Origin of the sequence: Pseudoalteromonas sp. BMB, from assembly GCF_001709235.1 — a bacterium.
Taxonomy (GTDB): Bacteria; Pseudomonadota; Gammaproteobacteria; order Enterobacterales; family Alteromonadaceae; genus Pseudoalteromonas; species Pseudoalteromonas maricaloris.
Window position 1 is genome coordinate 42,409 of sequence record NZ_MBQA01000057.1, and the last position, 21,346, is coordinate 63,754.

The 21,346-nt window shown below is 43.4% G+C and carries 18 protein-coding genes; 13 read left to right on the forward strand and 5 right to left on the reverse strand.

The window, feature by feature from the left end:
- The first annotated feature begins 78 nt into the window (after nt 1-78).
- From BB427_RS04145 to BB427_RS04175, 7 genes are all read left to right on the forward strand, one after another.
- Nucleotides 79-726, forward strand: a complete 648-nt coding sequence (locus BB427_RS04145; protein WP_039495667.1) for a TetR/AcrR family transcriptional regulator — start codon at nt 79-81, stop codon at nt 724-726.
- A complete protein-coding gene (locus BB427_RS04150; protein WP_069019039.1) occupies nt 723-1,670 on the forward strand; it encodes an HlyD family secretion protein in 948 nt (315 codons plus the stop codon). The genes BB427_RS04145 and BB427_RS04150 overlap by 4 nt, the downstream gene beginning before the upstream one ends.
- Nucleotides 1,667-2,599 (forward strand): ABC transporter ATP-binding protein, encoded by a 933-nt coding sequence (locus tag BB427_RS04155; RefSeq protein ID WP_039495669.1) that lies wholly within the window; start codon nt 1,667-1,669, stop codon nt 2,597-2,599. Before BB427_RS04150 ends, BB427_RS04155 begins: the two co-directional genes overlap by 4 nt.
- Nucleotides 2,583-3,725: an ABC transporter permease gene (locus tag BB427_RS04160; protein ID WP_069019040.1), complete on the forward strand. Its 1,143-nt coding sequence runs from the start codon at nt 2,583-2,585 to the stop codon at nt 3,723-3,725. The genes BB427_RS04155 and BB427_RS04160 overlap by 17 nt, the downstream gene beginning before the upstream one ends.
- Before the next feature lie 62 nt (nt 3,726-3,787).
- Nucleotides 3,788-4,414 carry a LysE family translocator gene (locus tag BB427_RS04165; RefSeq protein ID WP_069019041.1) on the forward strand — a complete coding sequence of 209 codons (627 nt, stop codon included), beginning with the start codon at nt 3,788-3,790 and terminating at the stop codon, nt 4,412-4,414.
- A gap of 49 nt (nt 4,415-4,463) precedes the next feature.
- Nucleotides 4,464-5,264 (forward strand): AraC family transcriptional regulator, encoded by an 801-nt coding sequence (locus tag BB427_RS04170; RefSeq protein ID WP_069019042.1) that lies wholly within the window; start codon nt 4,464-4,466, stop codon nt 5,262-5,264.
- A 92-nt stretch (nt 5,265-5,356) separates the two neighbouring features.
- On the forward strand, nt 5,357-5,980 hold the full coding sequence (locus tag BB427_RS04175) for a LysE family translocator (RefSeq protein ID WP_069019043.1): 624 nt from the start codon (nt 5,357-5,359) through the stop codon (nt 5,978-5,980).
- Nucleotides 5,981-6,036: 56 nt separating this feature from the next.
- Here the strand turns inward: BB427_RS04175 and metG are convergent, their stop codons facing one another.
- A complete protein-coding gene (gene metG / locus BB427_RS04180; RefSeq protein ID WP_045988215.1) occupies nt 6,037-8,073 on the reverse strand; it encodes a methionine--tRNA ligase in 2,037 nt (678 codons plus the stop codon).
- A gap of 202 nt (nt 8,074-8,275) precedes the next feature.
- On the opposite strand from metG, the gene apbC reads away from it, so the two are divergent.
- The 3 genes from apbC to BB427_RS04195 all read left to right on the forward strand — a co-directional run bounded on the left by apbC (nt 8,276) and on the right by BB427_RS04195 (nt 12,980).
- Nucleotides 8,276-9,379, forward strand: a complete 1,104-nt coding sequence (apbC, locus tag BB427_RS04185) for an iron-sulfur cluster carrier protein ApbC (RefSeq protein WP_069019044.1) — start codon at nt 8,276-8,278, stop codon at nt 9,377-9,379.
- Between the two features lie 2 nt (nt 9,380-9,381).
- On the forward strand, nt 9,382-9,966 hold the full coding sequence (dcd, locus tag BB427_RS04190) for a dCTP deaminase (protein WP_010371648.1): 585 nt from the start codon (nt 9,382-9,384) through the stop codon (nt 9,964-9,966).
- Between the two features lie 548 nt (nt 9,967-10,514).
- A complete protein-coding gene (locus BB427_RS04195) occupies nt 10,515-12,980 on the forward strand; it encodes a bifunctional diguanylate cyclase/phosphodiesterase (protein ID WP_069019045.1) in 2,466 nt (821 codons plus the stop codon).
- On the opposite strand, the gene BB427_RS04200 is transcribed toward BB427_RS04195, so the two are convergent.
- On the reverse strand, nt 12,940-13,728 hold the full coding sequence (locus BB427_RS04200; protein ID WP_069019046.1) for a CLCA_X family protein: 789 nt from the start codon (nt 13,726-13,728) through the stop codon (nt 12,940-12,942). The two genes, BB427_RS04195 and BB427_RS04200, sit on opposite strands and share 41 nt — an antisense overlap.
- A gap of 9 nt (nt 13,729-13,737) precedes the next feature.
- Entirely contained in the window at nt 13,738-14,328 is a 591-nt protein-coding gene (locus BB427_RS04205) for a tRNA-uridine aminocarboxypropyltransferase (RefSeq protein ID WP_039495681.1), read from the reverse strand.
- Nucleotides 14,329-14,447: 119 nt separating this feature from the next.
- Here BB427_RS04205 and BB427_RS04210 point away from each other — a divergent pair, with 119 nt between their 5' ends.
- Both BB427_RS04210 and BB427_RS04215 read left to right on the forward strand, forming a co-directional pair.
- Nucleotides 14,448-14,792: an Hpt domain-containing protein gene (locus BB427_RS04210; RefSeq protein WP_039495682.1), complete on the forward strand. Its 345-nt coding sequence runs from the start codon at nt 14,448-14,450 to the stop codon at nt 14,790-14,792.
- A gap of 187 nt (nt 14,793-14,979) precedes the next feature.
- Entirely contained in the window at nt 14,980-16,194 is a 1,215-nt protein-coding gene (locus BB427_RS04215; protein WP_069019047.1) for a pyridoxal phosphate-dependent aminotransferase, read from the forward strand.
- Nucleotides 16,195-16,261: 67 nt separating this feature from the next.
- Here BB427_RS04215 and BB427_RS04220 read toward each other — a convergent pair whose 3' ends face one another.
- Both BB427_RS04220 and BB427_RS04225 read right to left on the reverse strand, forming a co-directional pair.
- Complete coding sequence (locus BB427_RS04220) at nt 16,262-19,432, reverse strand: efflux RND transporter permease subunit (protein WP_069019048.1); 3,171 nt, start codon at nt 19,430-19,432, stop codon at nt 16,262-16,264.
- Between the two features lie 5 nt (nt 19,433-19,437).
- Nucleotides 19,438-20,613 (reverse strand): efflux RND transporter periplasmic adaptor subunit, encoded by a 1,176-nt coding sequence (locus BB427_RS04225; protein ID WP_069019049.1) that lies wholly within the window; start codon nt 20,611-20,613, stop codon nt 19,438-19,440.
- Between the two features lie 236 nt (nt 20,614-20,849).
- Between BB427_RS04225 and BB427_RS04230 the strand changes: the two genes are divergently transcribed.
- On the forward strand, nt 20,850-21,098 hold the full coding sequence (locus tag BB427_RS04230) for a YkgJ family cysteine cluster protein (RefSeq protein WP_010371625.1): 249 nt from the start codon (nt 20,850-20,852) through the stop codon (nt 21,096-21,098).
- Nucleotides 21,099-21,346 lie beyond the last annotated feature (248 nt).

A 21,346-nucleotide genomic window follows, 5' to 3' on the forward strand; every position in this document is an offset into this window, starting at 1 on the left:
TTTTTGATTAACGAAAGCTGTCGTGAAGCTTGCACATTTATCCTAGTATATTAATCAAGTGATTAATGGAGTTGAAACATGACAAATAAGCTAACGGAAGCCGCTGTTACCCCGAGAGAAAAGCTCATCACCGCTGGTAAATGTTTGTTTATTAACCGCGGATATAATCGAGTCACGACTAGAGCAATTGCGGATCTTGCAGAGGTAAACATTGCTTTGATTAAGTACTACTTCGGCGATAAAGCGGGGCTGTTTGAAGCGGTATTTCGCGAAGTTGCAGCACCTCTACTGAGCTTGCTTGAAGGGATTAAAAAATCACAGTTACGCGAACTCTCACCGCTCATTTTAACTCAGTTTATAGAGCGCTACTTTCAGGTGATGAGCCAATACCCAACGCTACCTAAGATCATTTTTATGGCACTACATGATACGCACTCTAAAGAGCATGAAATCATAAAAAAGATTTTCTTTGAGCATGTAGAGAACGGTGTCAGTACTTTAAATTCGACCTTTCAAACGCTTTCGCCTGCAGAGCCCATTCGAGCTGAATGGTTACTTTTAACCTGTCTTGGCTTGTCGGCATTTCCTTTTTTGGTGCCACCTGTGATGCAGCCGCTACTTGGTATCGAAAACTCGGATACTGAGCAGTGGCGCTCCCTTGGCAAACATCAGCAAGCTATTTTTAACGTGTTTCTATCCCAGCATATTGAACGGAAAACATTATGAAAACACCGTTTTACATCATTAGTTTTGTGTTATTGACGCTTTTGGTTGGTTGCTCTAAACCCGAGCGTAAAATCTTCGGCATTATCGAACGACCGCAGGTGCAGATCAGCAGCCCAACCGGAGAGTTATTAGTTGAGTTGCTGGTCGAGCGCGGCGATAAAGTAGTAAAAGGACAGCCACTGGCGAAGATCGATGACGTGGTGCAGCAACAACAGGTTAATGCTATTGAACAACAAATCGCGCGCTTGCAAGCGCAATATAGATTGTTACTCTCAGGCACCCGAGTTGAGCAAGTTAAACAAGCCAAAGCAAGGGTGCATGCAGCACAGGCCGCTTGGGAAGAAGCTCAGCGGCAACTTGTTCGGCAGAGGCAGTTAATCAAAGACAAGTTGACCTCTCAAGATAGGGTCGATGCCGCCTCAGCCAATGTCGAGTCGACACTTGGTATTTTGCAAGAGGCCCAAGCGCGTTTGAAAGAGCTTGAAAATGGCACGAGAGAGGAGACAATCGAACAAGCAAAAATCGCAATTACAGAAGCACAAACACAGTTAATTATCGCCAACAAACAGCTCGCTGATCTTACCCTTAAAGCACCGACTTCCGGCATTGTCGAAGATTTACCTTGGCTTGTTGGTGAGCGTCCCATTAAAGGCGCACCGATTATTTTGCTGGCTGCTGACGACAAAACATTCGCACGGCTTTATCTGCCGCAAACCCAGCTTGCTAAAGTCTCTTTGGGAAGTGTGCTAAATGTGCATTTCGATGGCAGTGATACAAGTCTACAAGGCACCGTCAACTACATTAGCCAAAGCGCGAGCTTCACACCTTATTTTGCACTTTCACAAGAGGAAAGAGCACGTTTAATGTATGTGGTGGAAGTGGTGCTCACTGATAAAGTGACTGTCCCGTCAGGCACGCCGGTATGGGTGGAGCTGCAAGAATGACCAAGGAAATCGTGATCCAAAGTGAAGGGTTGGGTAAGCAGTTTAACGACTATTGGGCGGTTTCAGACTTAGACCTTACCGTAAAGCAAGGCGAAATTTACGGTTTTCTGGGGCCAAATGGCTGCGGAAAATCAACCACAATCCGGATGTTGACTGGACTGTTAACGCCAACCACAGGTCATGTCAGTATTATGGGAAAGGATGTGCAGGCACATGGTGAAAGCTTACGTAATCGATTAGGCTACATGACGCAAAAATTCTCCCTATACGAGTCGCTAAGCGTGCTGGAGAATCTCGAGTTTGTGGCGAAAATTTATGGTTTATCACGCAATGATGTTAAGCGTAGAGTGGCTGAGCTGCTACAGGAATACCAATTAGAAGATAAAAAATCGGTGCAGTCCGGTGCATTGAGTGGTGGACAAAAACAACGCCTCGCGCTTGCCGCCGCTGTTATTCATAAACCAGAGTTGCTCTTTTTAGATGAGCCGACGTCAGCGGTTGACCCGGAAAATCGTCGTGCATTTTGGGAGCAGTTATTTAGTTTAAGTGCGCAGGGCACGACCATTTTAGTGTCTACCCATTATATGGACGAGGCAGAGCGTTGTCACCGGCTTGCTATCTTAGAGCAAGGTGTAAAGCGTGCGGATGATAGTCCCATTGCGCTGATGGAACAGTTAAAGGTTTCGGTGTGCGAAGTTGTGGGTGACGACGTTGCGGCATTAAAAACACGTTTAGCTTCATTACCGAGTGTGATTTCCGTCTCCCAAATAGGTGCTCGCCTAAGGGTGTTGATAAACAAAAAAGAATCACAACCTCTGGCATTATTGCGAGCTGAATCTGGAGGTGGTTACGAAGTGGATTTCACTCGCGCTAACCTCGAGGATGTGTTTGTAACGAGCACAGGGAGGGGCTATGCTGAGCTTGCGTAGGTTAAATGCCATCGTCAGTAAAGAGTTTATGCAGCTGGCACGCGACCGTATTACCTTTGCGATGATTGTGATGTTGCCATTGGCGCAGCTGTTGCTATTTGGTTATGCAATTAATACTGATGTCAGACATGTTTCCGCAGGTATTGTTGATTTTAGTCAGACTTATCAATCCAGACAGTTGATCCAAACCGCAGCCAACACTCAAGTTGTTGACTTTATCGGCTATTATGATTCAATTGCGGCGGCTGAGCAGGCCATTACCAGAGGAAAGGTGAATACGGTGTTGGTTATTCCTGCTGATTTTGTGCGTAGGCAGCTCAATCGTGATTATCAACTAAGTGGCTATAAAGTGGGTAATAGTACAGCGCAACATAGCGTTGCACAGTGGTTGATTGATGGTTCCGATCCGTTATTGAGTGGTGCCGTGGCAGGGCTCAGCAAGTTGCCTATTAGCATCAAAAGGTTACCTATGCCTGCACTGCCAGACCCAGCTTTTGCGCTGCAAAATTACTTTAACCCAGAGAAACGCTCGTCGGTTAATATTATTCCCGGTTTGATTGCTATTATATTAACGATGACGATGATCCTATTTACCTCATCAGCGCTGGTTAGAGAGCGTGAGCAGGGTAATATGGAATTTCTTATCACCACACCGGTTCGGCCAACCGAACTAATGTTAGGTAAAATTCTACCTTACATTCTTGTTGGCTTTACTCAAATGGCGATAATACTATTTTTAGGACATTGGCTATTTGATGTACCGCTCAATTTTGATATGGCAAGTCTACTTATCGTGACGTTGTTGTTTATCACCGCGAGCCTTACCTTGGGACTGCTGATCTCCACTAAAGCCAAAAACCAATTGCAAGCAATGCAAATGACGGTCTTTGTGTTACTGCCTGCAATATTGCTATCAGGGTTTATGTTCCCATTTGCCGCGATGCCAAGAGCGGCGCAATACCTTGCAGAGATCTTACCTGCCACACATTATGTAAGGTCGATCCGAGCTGTAGTTCTTCGAGGCGCGCACTTTAGCGATTTGTATTTTGATTTACTCTGTTTGGTCGCCTTTAGTGTGATTGGCTTTATGATTGCAACGATGCGCTTTAAAAAGCGATTAGATTAGTTGTGTAAATATGTAGGTACTGATAGCTTACAGTGAAGTGTTGTTTTAAAAGGAAAATTTTGATGGACTTGCAATCTCTCGCCGTGTTTGCGGTGGCGTGTCTCGCGATTAACCTCATCCCAGGTCCCGATGTGATCTATATTGTGTCCAACACAATGAAAGGCAAAATGTCAGCAGGGCTAAAGGCTGCGCTGGGTTTAGGCACCGGTTATTTTGTTCATACTATTGCCGCTTGTTTAGGATTATCAGCGATTATTTTGAGCTCAGCTTTCGCGTTTAGTGTGGTGAAATGGCTCGGCGCTGTTTACCTAGTTTATTTGGGGGTTCAGTCGTTATTATCAATGTGGCGTGGCGATAGCCAACTGCAGGTAAAGCAAACCGAGGTTGCAGCAGGCAACGTCTTTATGCAGGGGGTATTAGTAAGTGTTTTAAACCCTAAAGTGGCGCTGTTTTTCCTATCTTTTTTACCACAATTTGTTGACCTTTCAGCACAGTCCACCTCGCTGCAAATTTTAATGCTCGGCATGTTGTTTAGTGCCTTGGCGACACTTTGTAACTTGATCTACGCGGTAGCCGGAAGCTGGCTATTCAATCGTCCTAATGCTAAGCGGTACTCTCGTGCACTTGAAGGTATCTCGGGCGTATTGCTGCTGGGATTGGCTGGAAAAGTTATCGAGAGCGAGAAGTAGAGTAGTCAAGGGTGACCAAACAAGGTAAACCAATGTAGTAGAGTTATACGTGGAAAAGTCTAAAATCTGGAAAGACAAGTCTGTTGAGGGTGTCGAGCTTTTATCAGCGCAATATACTAAGTTTGAGTTTGCCAAACATTGGCATGATGAATTGGCCATTGGCGTGATAGAAGAAGGTGCGGAAGGTATTCTCTATGGCGGGCAAAAGTTGATTGTGCCTAAACATCATGTTGTTGCTATCAACCCTTCTGAAGTGCACACCGGATTCCCGGGTGTGCCAAGTGGGTGGCGCTATCGAATGTTTTATTTTGATCTCGCATTTCTACAGCGACTTTTTGATAATATGAGTGTGCACTTAGCGCCCGTTGTTAATCGCACCATCATTGATGATAATCGTCTATTTTTAGGTTTATTGCAGCTTCATCAAGCCATGGAGCAAGCCAGTTTCACACTGACAAAAGAGTCATTGTTGCTGATGACTTTAGAAAAGGTGTTTACTCAGTATGGCTCAGTGACAAACCCTGAAAACACTGCTTTTATTGATACTCACAGCGTGTTTCGTGCAAGAGATTACCTTTTTGATAACTGGCAAGAAAATATTTCACTCGATGAGTTAGAGTGTTTAACGGACAGCACCCGGTTTCAATTAATTAAAGGCTTTAATTCTGCATTTGGCCTGACTCCACACCAATTCCTCCTGCAAATTAAAATCCAAAAAGCCAAGCAGCTGCTTGCTAAGGGCATGACGTGTGTAGACACGGCGCTAACCTGTGGCTTTTATGATCAAAGCCATTTTAGTCGAAACTTTAAGCGGGCATATGGGGTATCACCGTCTAATTATAGGTGCTGATATCTAGGCCTTTGGCTTATTTCAATTTTGTACAAGAACATGCTTTGCGATTTCTGTACTTTGTGTGCTTTCACAAAGGAGAAGTTTCAACCATGAGTTTGTTTATCATTTGGTTTAGCGCCATGTTCCCGTTAGTTTTTAGTCCAGGACCTGCAAATATCGTATTTGCCGCATCAGGTGCCAATGTCGGAGTGAGGCGATCACTAGGACTCTTGGCCGGAGTTGACATTGTGTATATTCTAAAGTCGCTGCTGGTGGGGTATGGTCTTGGCAAAGTCGTTGAGTCTCACCCCATGGCTTTGAATATTACGCAATTGATAGGTGCAATATACCTTATTTATCTGGCAACGAAGTTTTTTGCCGCGACCAAGAACATTTCAGCAAATGATAACAAAAAACTAGGTTTTATCGATGGGGCGTTGCTGCAAATATTGAATAGCAAAGGATGGGTATTAGTCTTTATTATGTTTACGCTTTTTAGTGAGCAAGCAAATGATACCTTCGGCGCATTGGGCAATTTAATTCTGGTGTTATGGCTTGCGATACTCAATATTTCGGTGCATTTGGTGTGGATTAAAGCTGGCGACTTGTTGGCACGAGTGTCGAATAACCCAAATTATAATAAATGGTTGAATCGGTTTTACGGCGGCTGTTTGTATCTGGTCGCGGTTTGGTTAATTTTCGATAATGAAATTTGGCGCGAAGGTTTGATCTGAGCAAAAATAAAGGCTTCTAATTAGAAGCCTTTATTTGTATACAAGTAATAGGGTGATTACATCACTCGCATGCCAGGCTGTGAACCTTCGTCTGGATTTAAGATGTAAATTTCTTTACCACCAGGGCCTGCGGCCAACACCATGCCTTCTGACATACCAAAACGCATCTTGCGAGGTTTTAGATTTGCAACCATTACTGTTAACTTGCCGATAAGATCTTCAGGTGAATAAGCCGACTTAATGCCAGCAAACACCTGGCGCGTTTCACCACCTAAATCAAGCGTAAGTTTAAGCAGTTTATCTGCACCTTCAACATGCTCTGCGTTGGCAATTTTTGCGACACGCAGATCAACTTTGGCAAAATCATCGAATTCGATTTCCGCAGCGATTGGTTCCTTGGCAAGCGGGCTATTCGGATCTGCTGCTACAGATTGACCACCTACTTTCTTTTCAAGGCTTTCTTTAGACGACTCGATCATCGCATTCACTTTATCAAGTTCAACACGCTGCATAAGTGCCTTAAACTTATTGATTTCATGATCAACAAGGGCGTTGTCAACGCTTTCCCAACTTAGCTCAGTGTTTAAGAAAGCTTCTACATTTTTCGCCATACCTGGAAGGATAGGCTTTAAATAAGTCAGTAGTACGCGGAATAGGTTAAGACCCATAGAGCACACTTGATGTGCACGCTCAAGTGTCTCTTCATTCTTTGCAAGCACCCAAGGCGCTTCGGCATCAATAAACTGGTTTGCTTTGTCAGCAAGGGTCATGATCTCACGTACTGCGCGGCTGTATTCGCGGTTTTCAAAATGTGTCGCGATTGAATCCTTTGCAGCAACAAAGCTAGTTAGTAGCGCTTCGTCCATAACAGAGCCGCTTAGCTTGCCGTCAAATTTCTTAGTAATAAAGCCCGCGCAGCGACTCGCGATGTTTACCACTTTGCCCACTAAGTCTGAGTTTACGCGTGCCGCAAAATCTTCTAGGTTGAGGTCTAAATCCGTAACGCCGCTGTTTAGTTTAGCTGCGTAGTAATAACGTAAATATTCAGGGTCTAAGTGTTCAAGGTAGGTACGAGCCTTTACAAAAGTGCCTTTTGACTTAGACATCTTAGCGCCATTCACGGTGACAAAACCGTGAGCGAATACGTTATTTGGTTTACGGAAATTAGCGCCATCAAGCATTGCAGGCCAAAATAGGCTGTGGAAGTAGATGATGTCTTTACCGATAAAGTGATAAAGCTCGGCGTCAGAGCCTTCGCCCCAAAACTCGTCAAAGTTTAGGCCTTGTTTTTCGCAAAGATTTTTGAAGCTTGCCATGTAACCGATTGGTGCATCCAACCAAACATAGAAATATTTGCCAGGCGCGCCCGGGATTTCAAAACCAAAATAGGGAGCGTCACGGCTGATATCCCACTGCTGCAAGCCGTCTGCAAACCATTCGTCTAGCTTGTTCGCCATTTCAGATTGCAGACTACCTGAGCGTAGCCAAGTTTTTAGCATGTCTTCGAATGCAGGTAAGTCAAAGAAGTAATGCTCTGAATCTTTCAAGATGGGTGTCGCACCAGACATCACCGATTTTGGCTCAATCAACTCTGTTGGGCTGTAGGTTGCACCGCAGGCATCACAGCTATCGCCATTTTGATCTTCAGACTTACAAGTCGGGCAAGTACCAGTAACAAAACGATCTGGTAGGAAAATACCTTTCTCTGGATCAAATAACTGTGAAATTGTGCGCTTTTTGATATAGCCTTTTTCGTCTAAACGAGTGTAGATTAGCTCGCTTAGTTCACGGTTTTCGTCACTGTGTGTGCTGTGATAGTTATCAAACTCGATATTGAAGTCTGCAAAGTCACGCTGACGCTCAATACTCACCTGCTTAACCATTTCTTCAGGCGTGATACCTTGCTTCTGTGCATTTAGCATGATTGGCGTGCCGTGCGCATCGTCCGCACATACATAATAGGCTTCATGGCCTTGTAGCTTTTGGAAGCGAGCCCAAATATCGGTTTGAATATATTCCAGCAAGTGGCCTAAGTGTGTGGGGCCATTTGCGTATGGTAATGCACTGGTAATGAGAATTTTTCTCTTCGTCATAACGATTCCATGAATTTAGCGCGATCTTTCTAATTGATGGTGTTGAATTGGTTGATTATTCACCGAGTTAACACTTGAATGGACAAGTGTGCTTAGTGACTCACCTTAGTTCAGACCATGAACCGCGAATTGACTGGTTTTAATGAGTTGAATGTTACATAATTCCGTGGCTATTTTCATCACCCAGAGGAGTTTAATTTGTATGTTTGGACTGGAAAAATGGTTTGCCAAGGGAAAAAACACCAAACAGGCAATCATTGAGCTTTTAAATGGCTATCGTAGTGCCGCATTACCAGTGGGCATTGATGCAAATTGGGTGATCAAAACACAAGAGTCAAAGGCGCAAATTCAAGTACAAATTAATTTTCCATTTGCCATCCAATGCGACCGAGATGTTGCTAATTATCTACAGCAACACTTAGGCAAGCCTGTTGAGGTGACATCGAAAGTCGTCGTTGTCGGCAGACCAAAATTTAAAGCCATTAAACATATTATTCTTGTTGCCTCAGGTAAGGGCGGGGTGGGTAAGTCTACCACTGCGATTAATCTGGCGTATGCGCTACGTGCTCAAGGTGCGAAAGTCGGTATGCTAGACGCTGATATTTATGGCCCTTCACTACCTAGCTTATTGGCTCTTGAGGATGAAAAACCTCAGGCGAAAGATGATAAAACCCTACTACCAATTGAAAAGTCGGGCATTAAAGCCATGTCTATCGGCTTTTTGGTCCCAGCAGAGGACGCCACTGTTTGGCGAGGACCAATGGCTTCTCAAGCGCTTACTCAATTGTTAAATGAAACGGACTGGGGTGAGCTGGATTATCTGATTGTTGATATGCCACCAGGCACAGGAGATATCCAACTGACCATGACGCAAAAAGTGCCAGCCAGTGGTGCGGTGATTGTCACTACACCGCAGACCTTGGCGCTAGCAGATGCACAGAAGGGCATCGCGATGTTTGAAAAAGTGCAGCTCCCCATTTTAGGTTTGGTCGAAAACATGAGTTACTTCAATTGTGAGCAATGTGGTAGCCGCAACCATATTTTTGGTCACTCTGGTGGCACCACGTTGGCGAGTCGCTATGGTGTGCCTCTGCTCGCGGAAGTACCGCTTAACGAACAGATCAGAGCAGCAACGGAGCAGGGCGAAGATATCATTGCCACAGACCGTGAGCCTAATTCAGAAAGTAAGACTGACAATCATGGTATAGCAGATCACTATGTTGATTGTGCCCAACTGGTTGCCAGTATGTTATATTACCAATCAGACTCAACATCGGGTGTTGAGATTGTGATGACGGAAGACTAAGAATGAGATTATCGGATACCCATATTCGAGAAGCGATTGAACAACAACGCATAATCATCGAACCTACACCTAAGCCAGATATGATTTCAGGCGTTACCGTGGATTTAAGACTGGGTAACAAGTTTAGAGTGTTTCAGGACCATGCCGCGCCTTACGTTGATCTCAGTGGTCCTAAAGATCAGATCAATGCCGCGATGGAATCCATCATGAGTGACGAAATTGTGTTAGAAGATGGCCAAGCGTTTTTCTTGCACCCCGGAGAGCTGGCGCTGGCAATGACGTATGAAAAGGTAACGCTACCTGCCGACCTTGTTGGTTGGTTAGATGGCCGCTCGTCGCTGGCAAGGCTAGGTTTAATGGTTCATGTTACTGCGCATCGTATTGATCCCGGTTGGTCTGGAAACATCGTATTAGAGTTCTATAACTCAGGTAAGTTGCCTTTGGCACTTAGGCCAAATATGAAAATAGGTGCGATGAGCTTTGAAACGATGACAAGTGCTGCGCAATTCCCTTATAACGAGCGTAAAGACGCCAAATATAAGGATCAAAATAGTGCGGTTGCTTCGCGTATTAGTGACGACAGTTAATTGAATAGGTAGGCGAGAGGATTTGTGTGTAAATGGTTGGCCTATTACAAGCAAATCTGACGCTTAGCTTGGGAATAACAGCGGCTAGAGTACCAGTTGTTATTCCGAGTTTAGACTAGTCCCTCAACTGACCTTAACGGCATGCCATCTTTACATTTTTGATTCCCCATCAAATAGCCATAACGATTTAAATTCAATAATATTTTTGCATTTGCTTTGATCCAAACCATACTTATTGTAATGCGTTTTTTATGTTGTCGGCGAAAGCGTCATGCGAATGACAGCAGTAGACAAAGTGAAATAGGTATTATACCAATTGAATTAATTCTCTTTTTGCCTTGCTACTAAAGCTATTTCCTTGCTTCAAAATAGATAATTTACTTAATACAACTGGTATTAGTGCGCGAATGACGTTGCTTCCTGATTTGCAAAGAGAAGCTTAAGGCCAGTATTTTCGAGTTGGTGTTTTTCTTGAACGTTAACGCTTGGTTCTTTGCATAACGAATAGGCTGATAAATCACCGTCAAAGTGACTCAAGGAGAACGGGTATGTGGCTTAGCGCTGCTAGGTATGCCACGCTGGTGTTTACGATAATTGTGTGTTGCATCTTTGCGATGTGGGCTACTGCTGAAACGCAGCTGGCCGCAGAAACTGTAGAAGCAAGACCTTTAATTTCAGTAGGCTATGGTGACTTTTCCGAGGCCCAGTTTAGTGTATCGCAAGATACGGTAATTATTCCAAAGGGCGTTGCGGTTTGGCTTCGAATCACAAGCCTCGTTCGCGATGATCTGTCAGACCAAGTGCTAACAGTCGCACGTCCATCCATGGGTAGTGTGGAGTTTTTTACCACAGACCCTATTGGAAAATTAACTCAAATCCCCGCAAGTAACAATCATACATCGTTATCTCATTTTTCACCCCATCTGGTGATTGATGCAAATAGCCATATTGAGCCGATCATTGTTAAAGTTCAATCACCCTATGTTTCCTTGTCCAGAGTGAGTATTGATCCTTATGAAGTTTATATAGAAGATACCAATGCTCATCTATTTTTAACTGGGTTGTTTCTGGGGGTAATGTTTTTATTAAGTATTTTCATGCTCAGTACCGGTATTATTTCGAAACGCGCAAGCCTGCTTTCGGTTGGTGGTTATTTGCTGTCATTAGCCTGCCTTTACGTCACCCATAAAGGACTCGCTGATATTTTTTTCAGCTACCAAAATAGCATTCATTTTTTACATTACAGTGGCAGCTTTGTGTGTTTTGCACTCGGCTTCAGCCTTTTGTTTTTTCATCATTTCCTTACTAAAAATAGGCTTGATAGAAAGATAAAGCTAACCATCAAGACGACCGCATATATCTACTTACTAAGCGGTGTCGTTGTGGCGTTTGCGAAAGTGGATTTACCGTTTGCACTTCAGTCCATAATGGTTATTGGTGCAATTGTATTAAGCACGATGATTTTGGTAAATCAAGATAAAGACAGTCGTAAAGAAGTCTATTTTTGCTGCGCAATTTGGTCTCCTATGGTGGCGGTACTAATTGGTTTTGCTGGGAGTCAATTAATACAACCAAGTGAGCAAATATCAATCGTAAACCATGTGTTGATCAGCCTACATTTAATGCTCTTACTACTGTTTGTGGTTTGGCATGATGCGGAAAAGCGGCGTATGTATATTCATTACGCTGAGTTTGATAAAGAGACTGCACTGCCCAATAAATTCGCCCTGTTTGGTTCGCTCGCTAAGCTTGAGGAGCAAAATAAAGCACATACATTGTTGCTTTTTAAACCACTGATCCTGCCATCAATAAGACTGAGTTTTGGCTTAACCTTTGCAAATCAGCACATCAATAAGTTATTCAAAGAGGTCTCTGAGCAAATCAATACTTATGGTAGCGCTGCCGTTGCAAATAAAGGAAACACACCTATTTACCGCCTAGAAGACCAAGTGTTTGCCATCGTGCTTGATGGTAAAATAGAGGTCAGTCAAGTTGAGCAATATGTATGTATTTTATCAGCTGTATTCGAAGAAGGGGTTGGGTATAAAGACACGCAGATTGTCGATAGTCTAGAGGTTGGGGTTGCGAATTATCCAATGCATGCAAAATCCACAGAGAAGCTTATCCAGCGTGCGCTGCAGGCTCTTAATACTAAGTCACACAATGGTCAACGTTGGCATCTATTTGATGTTGAAAGCTCTATTTCGACTGAGCGACAATTAAAGCTCACCTCGTTTCTTAAAAGTGCGATAGAACATGAACAGTTCAGTTTATTCTTTCAGCCGCAGGTAGATCTCAGGACTGGCAGGGTATTTGGCTCGGAAGTGCTACTGCGCTGGCTTCACCCTGAACTAGGTTACATACCACCTGATGAATTTATTCCGATTGCGGAGTCTTCAGGGCAAATTTACGAGATCACCGAATGGGTGATTGAACATGCGCTTCATTATCAAGCCGAGATAACTAAGTTATTGCCTGAGCACGTTATTTCAATCAACGTATCTGGTCGTGACTTGAGTAGAAGAGAGTTGTCGGTACAGCTCATTACGCTTATCAATGAATTATCACTCGCACCTTCTCAAATAATGATAGAGATCACGGAATCTGTAACGATAGGAAAAGAAGCAGAACTTAAAGGGGTGTTAGATGATTATCGTTCAATCGGCGTAAAAGTGGCGATTGATGATTTTGGTACTGGATATTCGTCACTTGCATATTTGAGTAAACTTGGATTTGATGAACTTAAAATTGATAAAAGTTTTGTGATGGATATCGAGACATCTAAGAGCAACCAAACAATATGTAAAGCGACGTGTGATATGGCGCACAGTTTAGGCTCAAGGGTGGTGGCTGAAGGGGTTGAGGATATCAATAGCTACATTCGTTTGCAGGCCTATGGCTGCGACTTTGCACAGGGCTATTTTATTTCACGTCCGTTGCCGTTCACGGAATTTAAGAGTTGGCTAGGTAAAGTCACCTATGCCGGCGATATAAAATCTTTCCTAGTTCGCTGAAGTAGTGAAAAATGGGCTCAGCGCATCGTTCTCTATGTTTGCGCTTTGGGTAAATTCCCAGTTTTTCTTGCTCTGAACCTTTAATTCCCGCGGCCAAAAATGAATTTGATATATCGCTGTGGTAGGCAATAATGGCCTCGAACATCCGAGCTGTTAGCTCCTCGGGCAGTGCGTAATAAACCTGTTTGTTTGCGCTATCAGCAATCTTGGCGGTATGAAAATACCGATTTGGTTGTTGATGTTCTTCATCTAGAAAGGTATGCGCAAAAAACGTTGCTAAAGCATTGTTCAGAGGGTGTAATACGGTTTCGGTAGAAAGTAACCAAGCTGATGATGTAAAAGGCTTTTTTGGCTGTGTTATTAAATGCTGGCAAATATAGTGATCAAATGCATGCCACCACTCGTGGGCAAGTGCGCCACCACCGGCATTTTTTGCCAAGGCGAGTGTTCTAGTATTTGCTGCGTAATGCGCTTGAACACCTTGTTGACCGCCTGTGCCAAAAGCAAAATTAAGTGTTCCCCGAAGGCTAATGACCTGTGGCGGTACTTGTAGTATTTGGGCTAGATCTGCGAGGGCATCATAAATTAAATTGGCGGATAAACGGGTTTCTTCGGGCGTAACCCAATGACCAATGGTCATGGTTTTAAAGCCAAAGGTCTGTTTGATTTCACTGAAATCAACTTGATCGCCGAATCGATAATCGGGTCCTCGGCGAGTGTATCCGCGCTGTAGTCTCGACCTTGGCATTTTCTTCCTTTAATACCGAGCCTTAACATCATCAGGCATTCGCTTCATCTGCTCTTTCACCATACCAGCTTGAAGCTTGTAGAGAACCGAAGTTTCGCATTGATCTACAATCTCGAGAAATTGAGCTGCCGCTTCAAGTGTTGATAAACTGTATTCATGTTTAGATTTACGAATAGTATATTCACTTGCATTGACCGAATCGAACTGGAAACTGGGCAACTGGCTTAGCCACGGATTGAGGTTATAAAGCTTAGTGGCTTTCTTCCAAGTACCGTCCAATAAGATGATGGCATCAAGCTTTTGAGCGTGATTATACTCTGTAGTTAAGGTCTTAGCGTGGCTGTTTGGGTAGAGCAGTGCAACATGGTTTTCGTTGCAGAAGTTAATCAACTCTTCAAAGTCAGTGGTATTTTCTCCAACATACAGCGCAAAACTGCCTAACTGCAAGGCGAGGAGCTTTGCGGTATTCTTGGCGACTTTTACTTCGCTCGGATGCTGCATGATAATAACTTGAGTCGCATTTGGTATTACGTTACCAATATAGGAGCATACGCAAGTTTTTGTGGGAAACTGGCAGACTGGACAGGTATTACGTTTCATGTTTAACGAGGTGTTTCTTAATATAAGTCATATTTTATCATATCTTGCCCGCATTTACTTTGCACAAGAAACCAGATTTGGCTAGCATAAGTAATAGAATATTAAATTTAAGGAAAATTATGAGCATCGTAATAGATGAAGGTGCCCTAGAGAACATGCAAATGTTACTGGGCGAGCAATTCGAAGATACGGTTCATTTTTGTTGTTCTGAATTCGAGCGGTTAGAATCGGAGTTGATGCTGAATTTGAATCAGGATCAAGAAGCTGCCATTCGTCATGCTCACAGTTTAAAATCTAATGCTGCCCAGTTTGGGGCTGCTAGTTTGAGCGATTTGGCAAAGACGATTGAGCATGCCCTAATGCAAGGGGAGCAGGATATTGTTGATGACTCTATTGAGAAGCTGGCAGCACAAGTTGCAGGTTCAAAAGCGAAATTGCAGCAGTGGGTGAGTGCTCAATCTTAAATCCAGCATCAGCCAAAGAGCGGAAATTAGGTCGTTTATACGGCCTTTTTTATTGATATTGCTCTTATTCATCCCACTCCAACCACTTCACTTTGTAAGTTGCTTTTTTGAAGCATAAAAAGTTATCACAAGCATAGAATTTAGACGGCATTGTGATATATGCTTGAGCAAAATGAGGGGGTTGTAGATGCTACAAATAACAAAAAGTAATAAGCTCAATGGTGTGAGTTACGATATTCGTGGTCCAGTATTGGATCAAGCAAGAAAAATGGAAGACGAGGGCATGAAAGTCCTCAAATTAAATATTGGCAATCCGGCGGCATTTGGCTTTGATATGCCAGAAGATATGCATCGAGACATCATAAAAAACTTATATTCTGCACAGGGCTATTGCGACTCAAAAGGATTGTATTCTGCCCGAGTTGCCGTGTATCAATATTATCAGCAAAAAAGTTTTCCTAATATTAGTGTCGATAACATCTTCATTGGCAATGGCGTCAGTGAATTGATCCAAATGACCGCACAAGCCTTACTCAATGATGGTGACGAAGTGTTGATCCCCGCACCGGATTATCCGCTATGGACTGCCGCTGTTAAATTATCAGGCGGTAATCCAGTGCATTACCTTTGTGATGAAGAGCAAGACTGGTTTCCAGATATCGAAGATATCAAGCGTAAAATCACGAGTCGCACAAAGGCATTGGTGCTGATCAACCCAAATAATCCGACCGGTGCTGTATATGACAAAGCATTGCTCGAAGCGTTAATTAACGTTGCCAGAGAACACAAGCTATTAATACTGAGTGATGAGATCTACGAAAAGATTTTATATGACGATGCGGAGCATTTTTCAATTGCGAGTCTTTGCGATGATATCCCGGTTATTACTTTTAATGGTTTAGCGAAAACCTATCGTGCGGCCGGGATCCGCATGGGCTGGATGGTGATCAGTGGTAAGCATTCAGTGATGCGGGATTTGATCACAGGCTTAGAAATGCTTGCGTCTATGCGATTATGCGCCAATGTTCCTGCACAGTTTGCCATTCAACAAGCGCTTGGAGGCATACAATCCATCGACCAACTCATTGAACCGGGTGGGCGTTTGTATGAGCAGCGTGATATTGCGTTTAAAGGTTTAAACGATATCGAAGGGATAAGCTGTGTAAAGCCAAAGGGTGCGCTTTATGCGTTTCCAAAAGTCGACGTAAAGCGGTTTAATATTAAGAATGATGAGCGCATGGTGCTGGATTTGCTCAAAGAAGAAAAAATTCTACTTGTCCACGGACGTGCTTTTAATTGGCCTAGTGCGGATCATTTTAGATTAGTGTTTTTACCACATAAAGATGATTTACAGCCTGCAATGGATAGAGTAAAGCGCTTTTTTGCGCATTACAGTCAGTAACATCTGTATTAAAAAATAAAAAAGCTCGGAAATTTCCGAGCTTTTTTGTGGGCTAGTAATGTGTTACTTAGTGAGTATTAGAATTTAGCTCTGGTGTCGTTTGTTGGCTATCAGCCGAGCCTTTACCTTTAAACCATTTGCGGCCAACGCGTTTAAGATCTTCAAGTGCCACATATTGACAAGGGATAAGTACGAGGGTGATCACCGTGGCAAACAACACACCAAACGCAAGCGATACCGCCATTGGAATGACAATTTTAGCTTGCAGGCTGGTTTCCATAATGATTGGTACAAGTCCGATAAAGGTGGTCAACGAAGTGAGCAAGATTGCTCTAAAGCGTTTACATCCGGCCTCGACGGCCGCGGCTTTTAAATCGATACCTTCTTCGCGTGCTTTATTGACAAAATCAACCATAACCAAAGAGTCGTTCACTACAACCCCTGCCACGGCAATAATACCAAAGAACGACAAACTACTCATTGTCATTCCCAATATCATATGACCGAATACCGCGCCGACCACACCAAATGGGATCACAGACATAATGATGACAGGCTGAGAATAAGAGCGTAGTGGAATTGCCAGTAGTGCGAAGATAATCATTAATGACAGGGCAAAGTCACGAATTTGCTCAGCAACACTGTCCATTTCTTCTTGTACGCGACCCGCCACTGCACTTTGAACGCTAGGGTAGTTCTTTAATAGACTCGGAAGATATTCGTCACGAACCTGTTTTGCTATCTCAAATGGTTGTGCGATTTCTGTATCAACTGATGCCCAAACATTAATCGTGCGTTTGGCGTTTTCGCGGCGAATTCGGTTCACACCATCAACCAATTTTACATCAGCCACTTCTACCAACGGCACTTCTGCACCTTGAGGCGTTAAAATACGCACATCCTGAATATCACTAATGGCATCACGGTGTTCTTTAGGGTATCGGATCATTACTTTGATCTCCTCACCATCACGTAAAATACGCTGTGCTTCAAGGCCGTAATAACTGAAGTTTACTTGGGATGCAACATCCGCCAACGTCAGTCCAAGGCTATACGCTAATGGTTTAAGCTCAAGCTGCACTTCATCGGTTGCTGATTGCATAGAGTCATTGATATCACCAACACCTTCAATAGTTGCTAGCTTGTCTTTTAGTTTCTGTGCGACTTCGCGGAGCTCTTCTTTGTGTTTACCTTCTAATCTAAAGCTAATATCTCCGTCATCACGACCACCATTCATGATGCTATCTTGAATGTTTAGCGATTTAACACCTGGCAGTGCAGGCATTGCATCACGCCAGCGGGCGCTGAGTGCAAAGGTATCGATTGGACGTGCATCTGGTTCAACCAAGATCACCATAATATTTGCGCTTGTGCGGCCATTCATATTCACCATGTAATCACGGATCATTTTCTTGCCATACTCAGCCTCAATTTCTTTGTCGACATTCAGTACCATTTGCTCAACTTTTTGAATTGACTCAAGCGTCGCGTTTTCTGACGAAGATAAGTTCATATCAATCGAGATACGTGGAAAATCATGTGGGATTTTTGGGTTAGCAACAAACTTCACTAAGCCACCAGCAAACATCCCCGCGCTAACAATTAAAATGGTTAAAAAGCCAACGATAACGGTATAACGGTAGTGAATACAGCGTACAATGAATGGGCGGTACGTGTTTTCAATGAAAGATTGAAGGCCGCTATCCATTTTTTCCCTGAGGCGGTGGAACGGATTTTTAGGGTTGCTTGGTTTATCTTTCATCGCTGCTAAATGCGCAGGTAAAACCAGCTTAGATTCAACCAAAGAGAATAGTAAGCAAAGAATTATTACGCCACCAATTGCTTTAGAAAATGCTGCCGTTGGGCCGGTTGCTAATGTTTGCGGCAAGAAAGCAGCAACAGTAGTAAGCACACCAAAAGTGGCTGGGATAGCAACACGTTTTACGCCACGAACGACATTATCTAGGCTATGACCATGTTTTTCTATTTCAGCATGGGCGGATTCACCGACGACTATCGCGTCATCAACGACAATCCCCAACACCAAAATGAAGGCAAACAGTGAGGCTAAGTTAATCGTTACGTCTAAATAGCCCATTGGCATCATTAAAAATGCACCTAAGAAGCTAACTGGCAACCCCATCATTACCCAAAATGCTAAACGCACACGTAAAAATAGAGCAAGCATTAGCATAACTAATACCCCACCTAACGCCATATTTTCCAGCATCATGTTAAGGCGGCCATTGAGGTAATAGGTCAAGTCAATAAAAGGTTCAAGTTCTACGCCTTGTGGCAGTGAACCTTTCTTGGCCTCAAGATAGTTCTTAATGATATCTGCAACTTTGGTGATGTCTTGGTCTTTTGACGCGCTAACTTCATACACCAGTGAGTTCTTACCATTGTATTTAGAGTATTGCAGTCCTTCTTCAAAGCCATCGTTAATGGTGGCGACATCGCCTAAGCTAACCTGTGCGCCGTCTGGTAGAGTTAGTAAGGGGAGTTTTCTAAACTCGTCACCGCGATAGGCTTGGTTTTCAACTCGCATTGAAATATAGCCATTCTCGGAGCGAATTTGGCCAGCAGACATGTTCGCTGAGAAGCTCTTTACTGCATCCGAAATTGCTCTAAAACTTAGGCCGTACTCACGCATTTTATCCGGGCTTATCTCAATAGAGATTTCGTAGTCCAGGCCACCATCAAAACGCACAAGGTTAACGCCGGGTAACGACAGCATTTCTTCATGAATGCGATTACCAAGCTCTTTAAGATCATGGGGACTCAAGTCGCCATTGAGTGACAACCACATTACTTCTTGGTTTTCTTTTTCGTGACGTACAATAGGACGCTCCATCCCTGATGGGAAAGTTGAGACGGAGTCTACTTGCATTTTTATTTCGTCGAGTACTTCTTTAGTGTTGTACTGCTCGTCTACTTCTATCCAAGTTTGCGAATTACCACGGTTAGAGTAGGTGATCAAGCGCTTGATCCCTTCTAGACCTTCCATGGATTCCTCGATCTTAATCGTGATCCCTTCCTCGACTTCTTGAGGTGCCGCGCCCGGATACACTGCTTGAACACTTATCCAGTTACTTATATATTGCGGAAACATTTGCTTGCGGATCGAAAACGCGGTAAGCAAGCCGCCCACAATAATAAATATCATCAATAAGTTTGCTGCAACTGGGTTACGTGCAAACCAAGCAATTAAGCCTTTTTCTGTGCTTTGACTCTGCATAAACCTTACTCCTCTTTGAGCGCCAATTGGGTGTTAGCGCTTTGCGAAGGAGTATCATCTGTACGTAGTTGCATCCCTTCTGAAGGGTAGTCCAGTGCTGAAGTAATGATCTGTTGGCCTGACTCAACGCCGTTATCAACGACGACCATGCCATTGTACTCTCTAATAATATTGACCTTTTTGTAGCTCAGCTTGTTATCGTCATCCAATGTTGCAACGCGACCTTCTTTCACTAAGTGATGAGGAAGCATAGTGGCATTTTGCACTAACAAACCTTGAATATCAGCATTGATATAAGCGCCAAAACGTAGTGGTTTTACGTTGTTGTGATAAGGCTGTTCGACTTGAGCAACAAGGTAGGTCATGCGACTTTTGTTATCGATAACGCCTTCACTGCGGACTATTTCACCTTTCCAACTCATCGGTTGACCAGCGACTTCTGCTGTGATCACGACATCGGTGCCAACACCTTGTTGCGGTAAGTATTTCAATTCATTATCGGCAACAGGGAGGCGTACTTCTGCAACAGATGTCGCATTGAGTTTACCAAAGCCATTACCGGGATTAACTACACTACCAAGGCTTACGGTACGAGACTCTATAATCGCATCGTAAGGCGCTTTGATATAAGTACGCTCTAAATTTCGGTTCGCTCTTTTCACTGCAGCCTGCGCCGCTTTAAAGCTTGCTAACTTTTCAGCGAGCTGAGGTTTTCTTAAATAAAGTTCGGAAGGTATTTTTTCGTTAGCGTTTGCTTTAATCCTTTGCCATTCTGCTTTTGCTACTTGCACCTGAGCTTGTTCTATTTCTAGCGCTGAGCTGGCTTGTGCTAAAGCCGCTTCGGCTTCAATCAGCGACGCTTCATAGTCATTCGGGTCGATGCGAGCAAGCACGTCACCTTCTTTGACAAAGCCACCTTTGACAAACTTGTCAGACAATGAAATGACTTGACCGCTGACCTGAGCAACAAGCTCAGTACTGTATTTTGGCATCACGATACCGTATGACGATACGTTGAGCCTCACTGGAGCGATATGAATAGGCTGAACCTGTACGAGAGGATGTACTATTTCTTCTTTCTTCTCTTCTGGAGGTTGTTTCATTGCAGACATGGCAACAGCCGCTGCAATTCCCACCGCAAGAACGGCAATTGGTAGAATTATTTGTTTTTTACTAGCCACGTTAAAATCCTTCCTGTTGAATGATTCTTGATGACCCAGATTAACGGCTCTAGATCATCGATGAGCTTAAGAATACGCGAATAGTTATGTCGAGGTGTTTAAATCCAGACTGAATATGTAACAAAGCTTTGCGTACCTAAATTTATCGTTACATTCTTAAAAGCGATTGATGCTTTTACGTGTAGTCGATTTTTCGATAAAATGCACCACTTATTGTCAAAATTGCGAGAAACAGAATGGATTGTAGGCTTGGTTGTGGCGCTTGTTGTATAGCACCAAGTATTTCAACACCCATTCCCGGTATGCCAAATGGTAAACCTGCGGGGGAGCGGTGTATTCAACTAGATGAAAATAATCTGTGTAAACTGTTTAACCAGCCAGAGCGCCCACAGGTGTGTTTGCAATTTAAGGCCATGGAAGATGTGTGCGGTGACAGTAATGAAGCAGCGATGCAGATCATCACAGAACTCGAAATGTTGACCTAACTAGCCTCTGGTTAACTGATAAAAAAACGCCCAGAAACTTACCTGCTAAGTTCTGGGCCTAGGGAAAGGCTCAAGATTGAGCCGTGCGCTAACTAAAAACACCTTCTAAGACTGTAGGGAGAAGTAGAAAGTACTGTTAAGTTTAGTTAACCTTTCATTCTTTTTACAAATAAATGAATGATTTATTAAGTTTATATAAAACAAAGAGTTGTTCTTTATATTCGTAATTGGTCTTAAAAATATCAAAA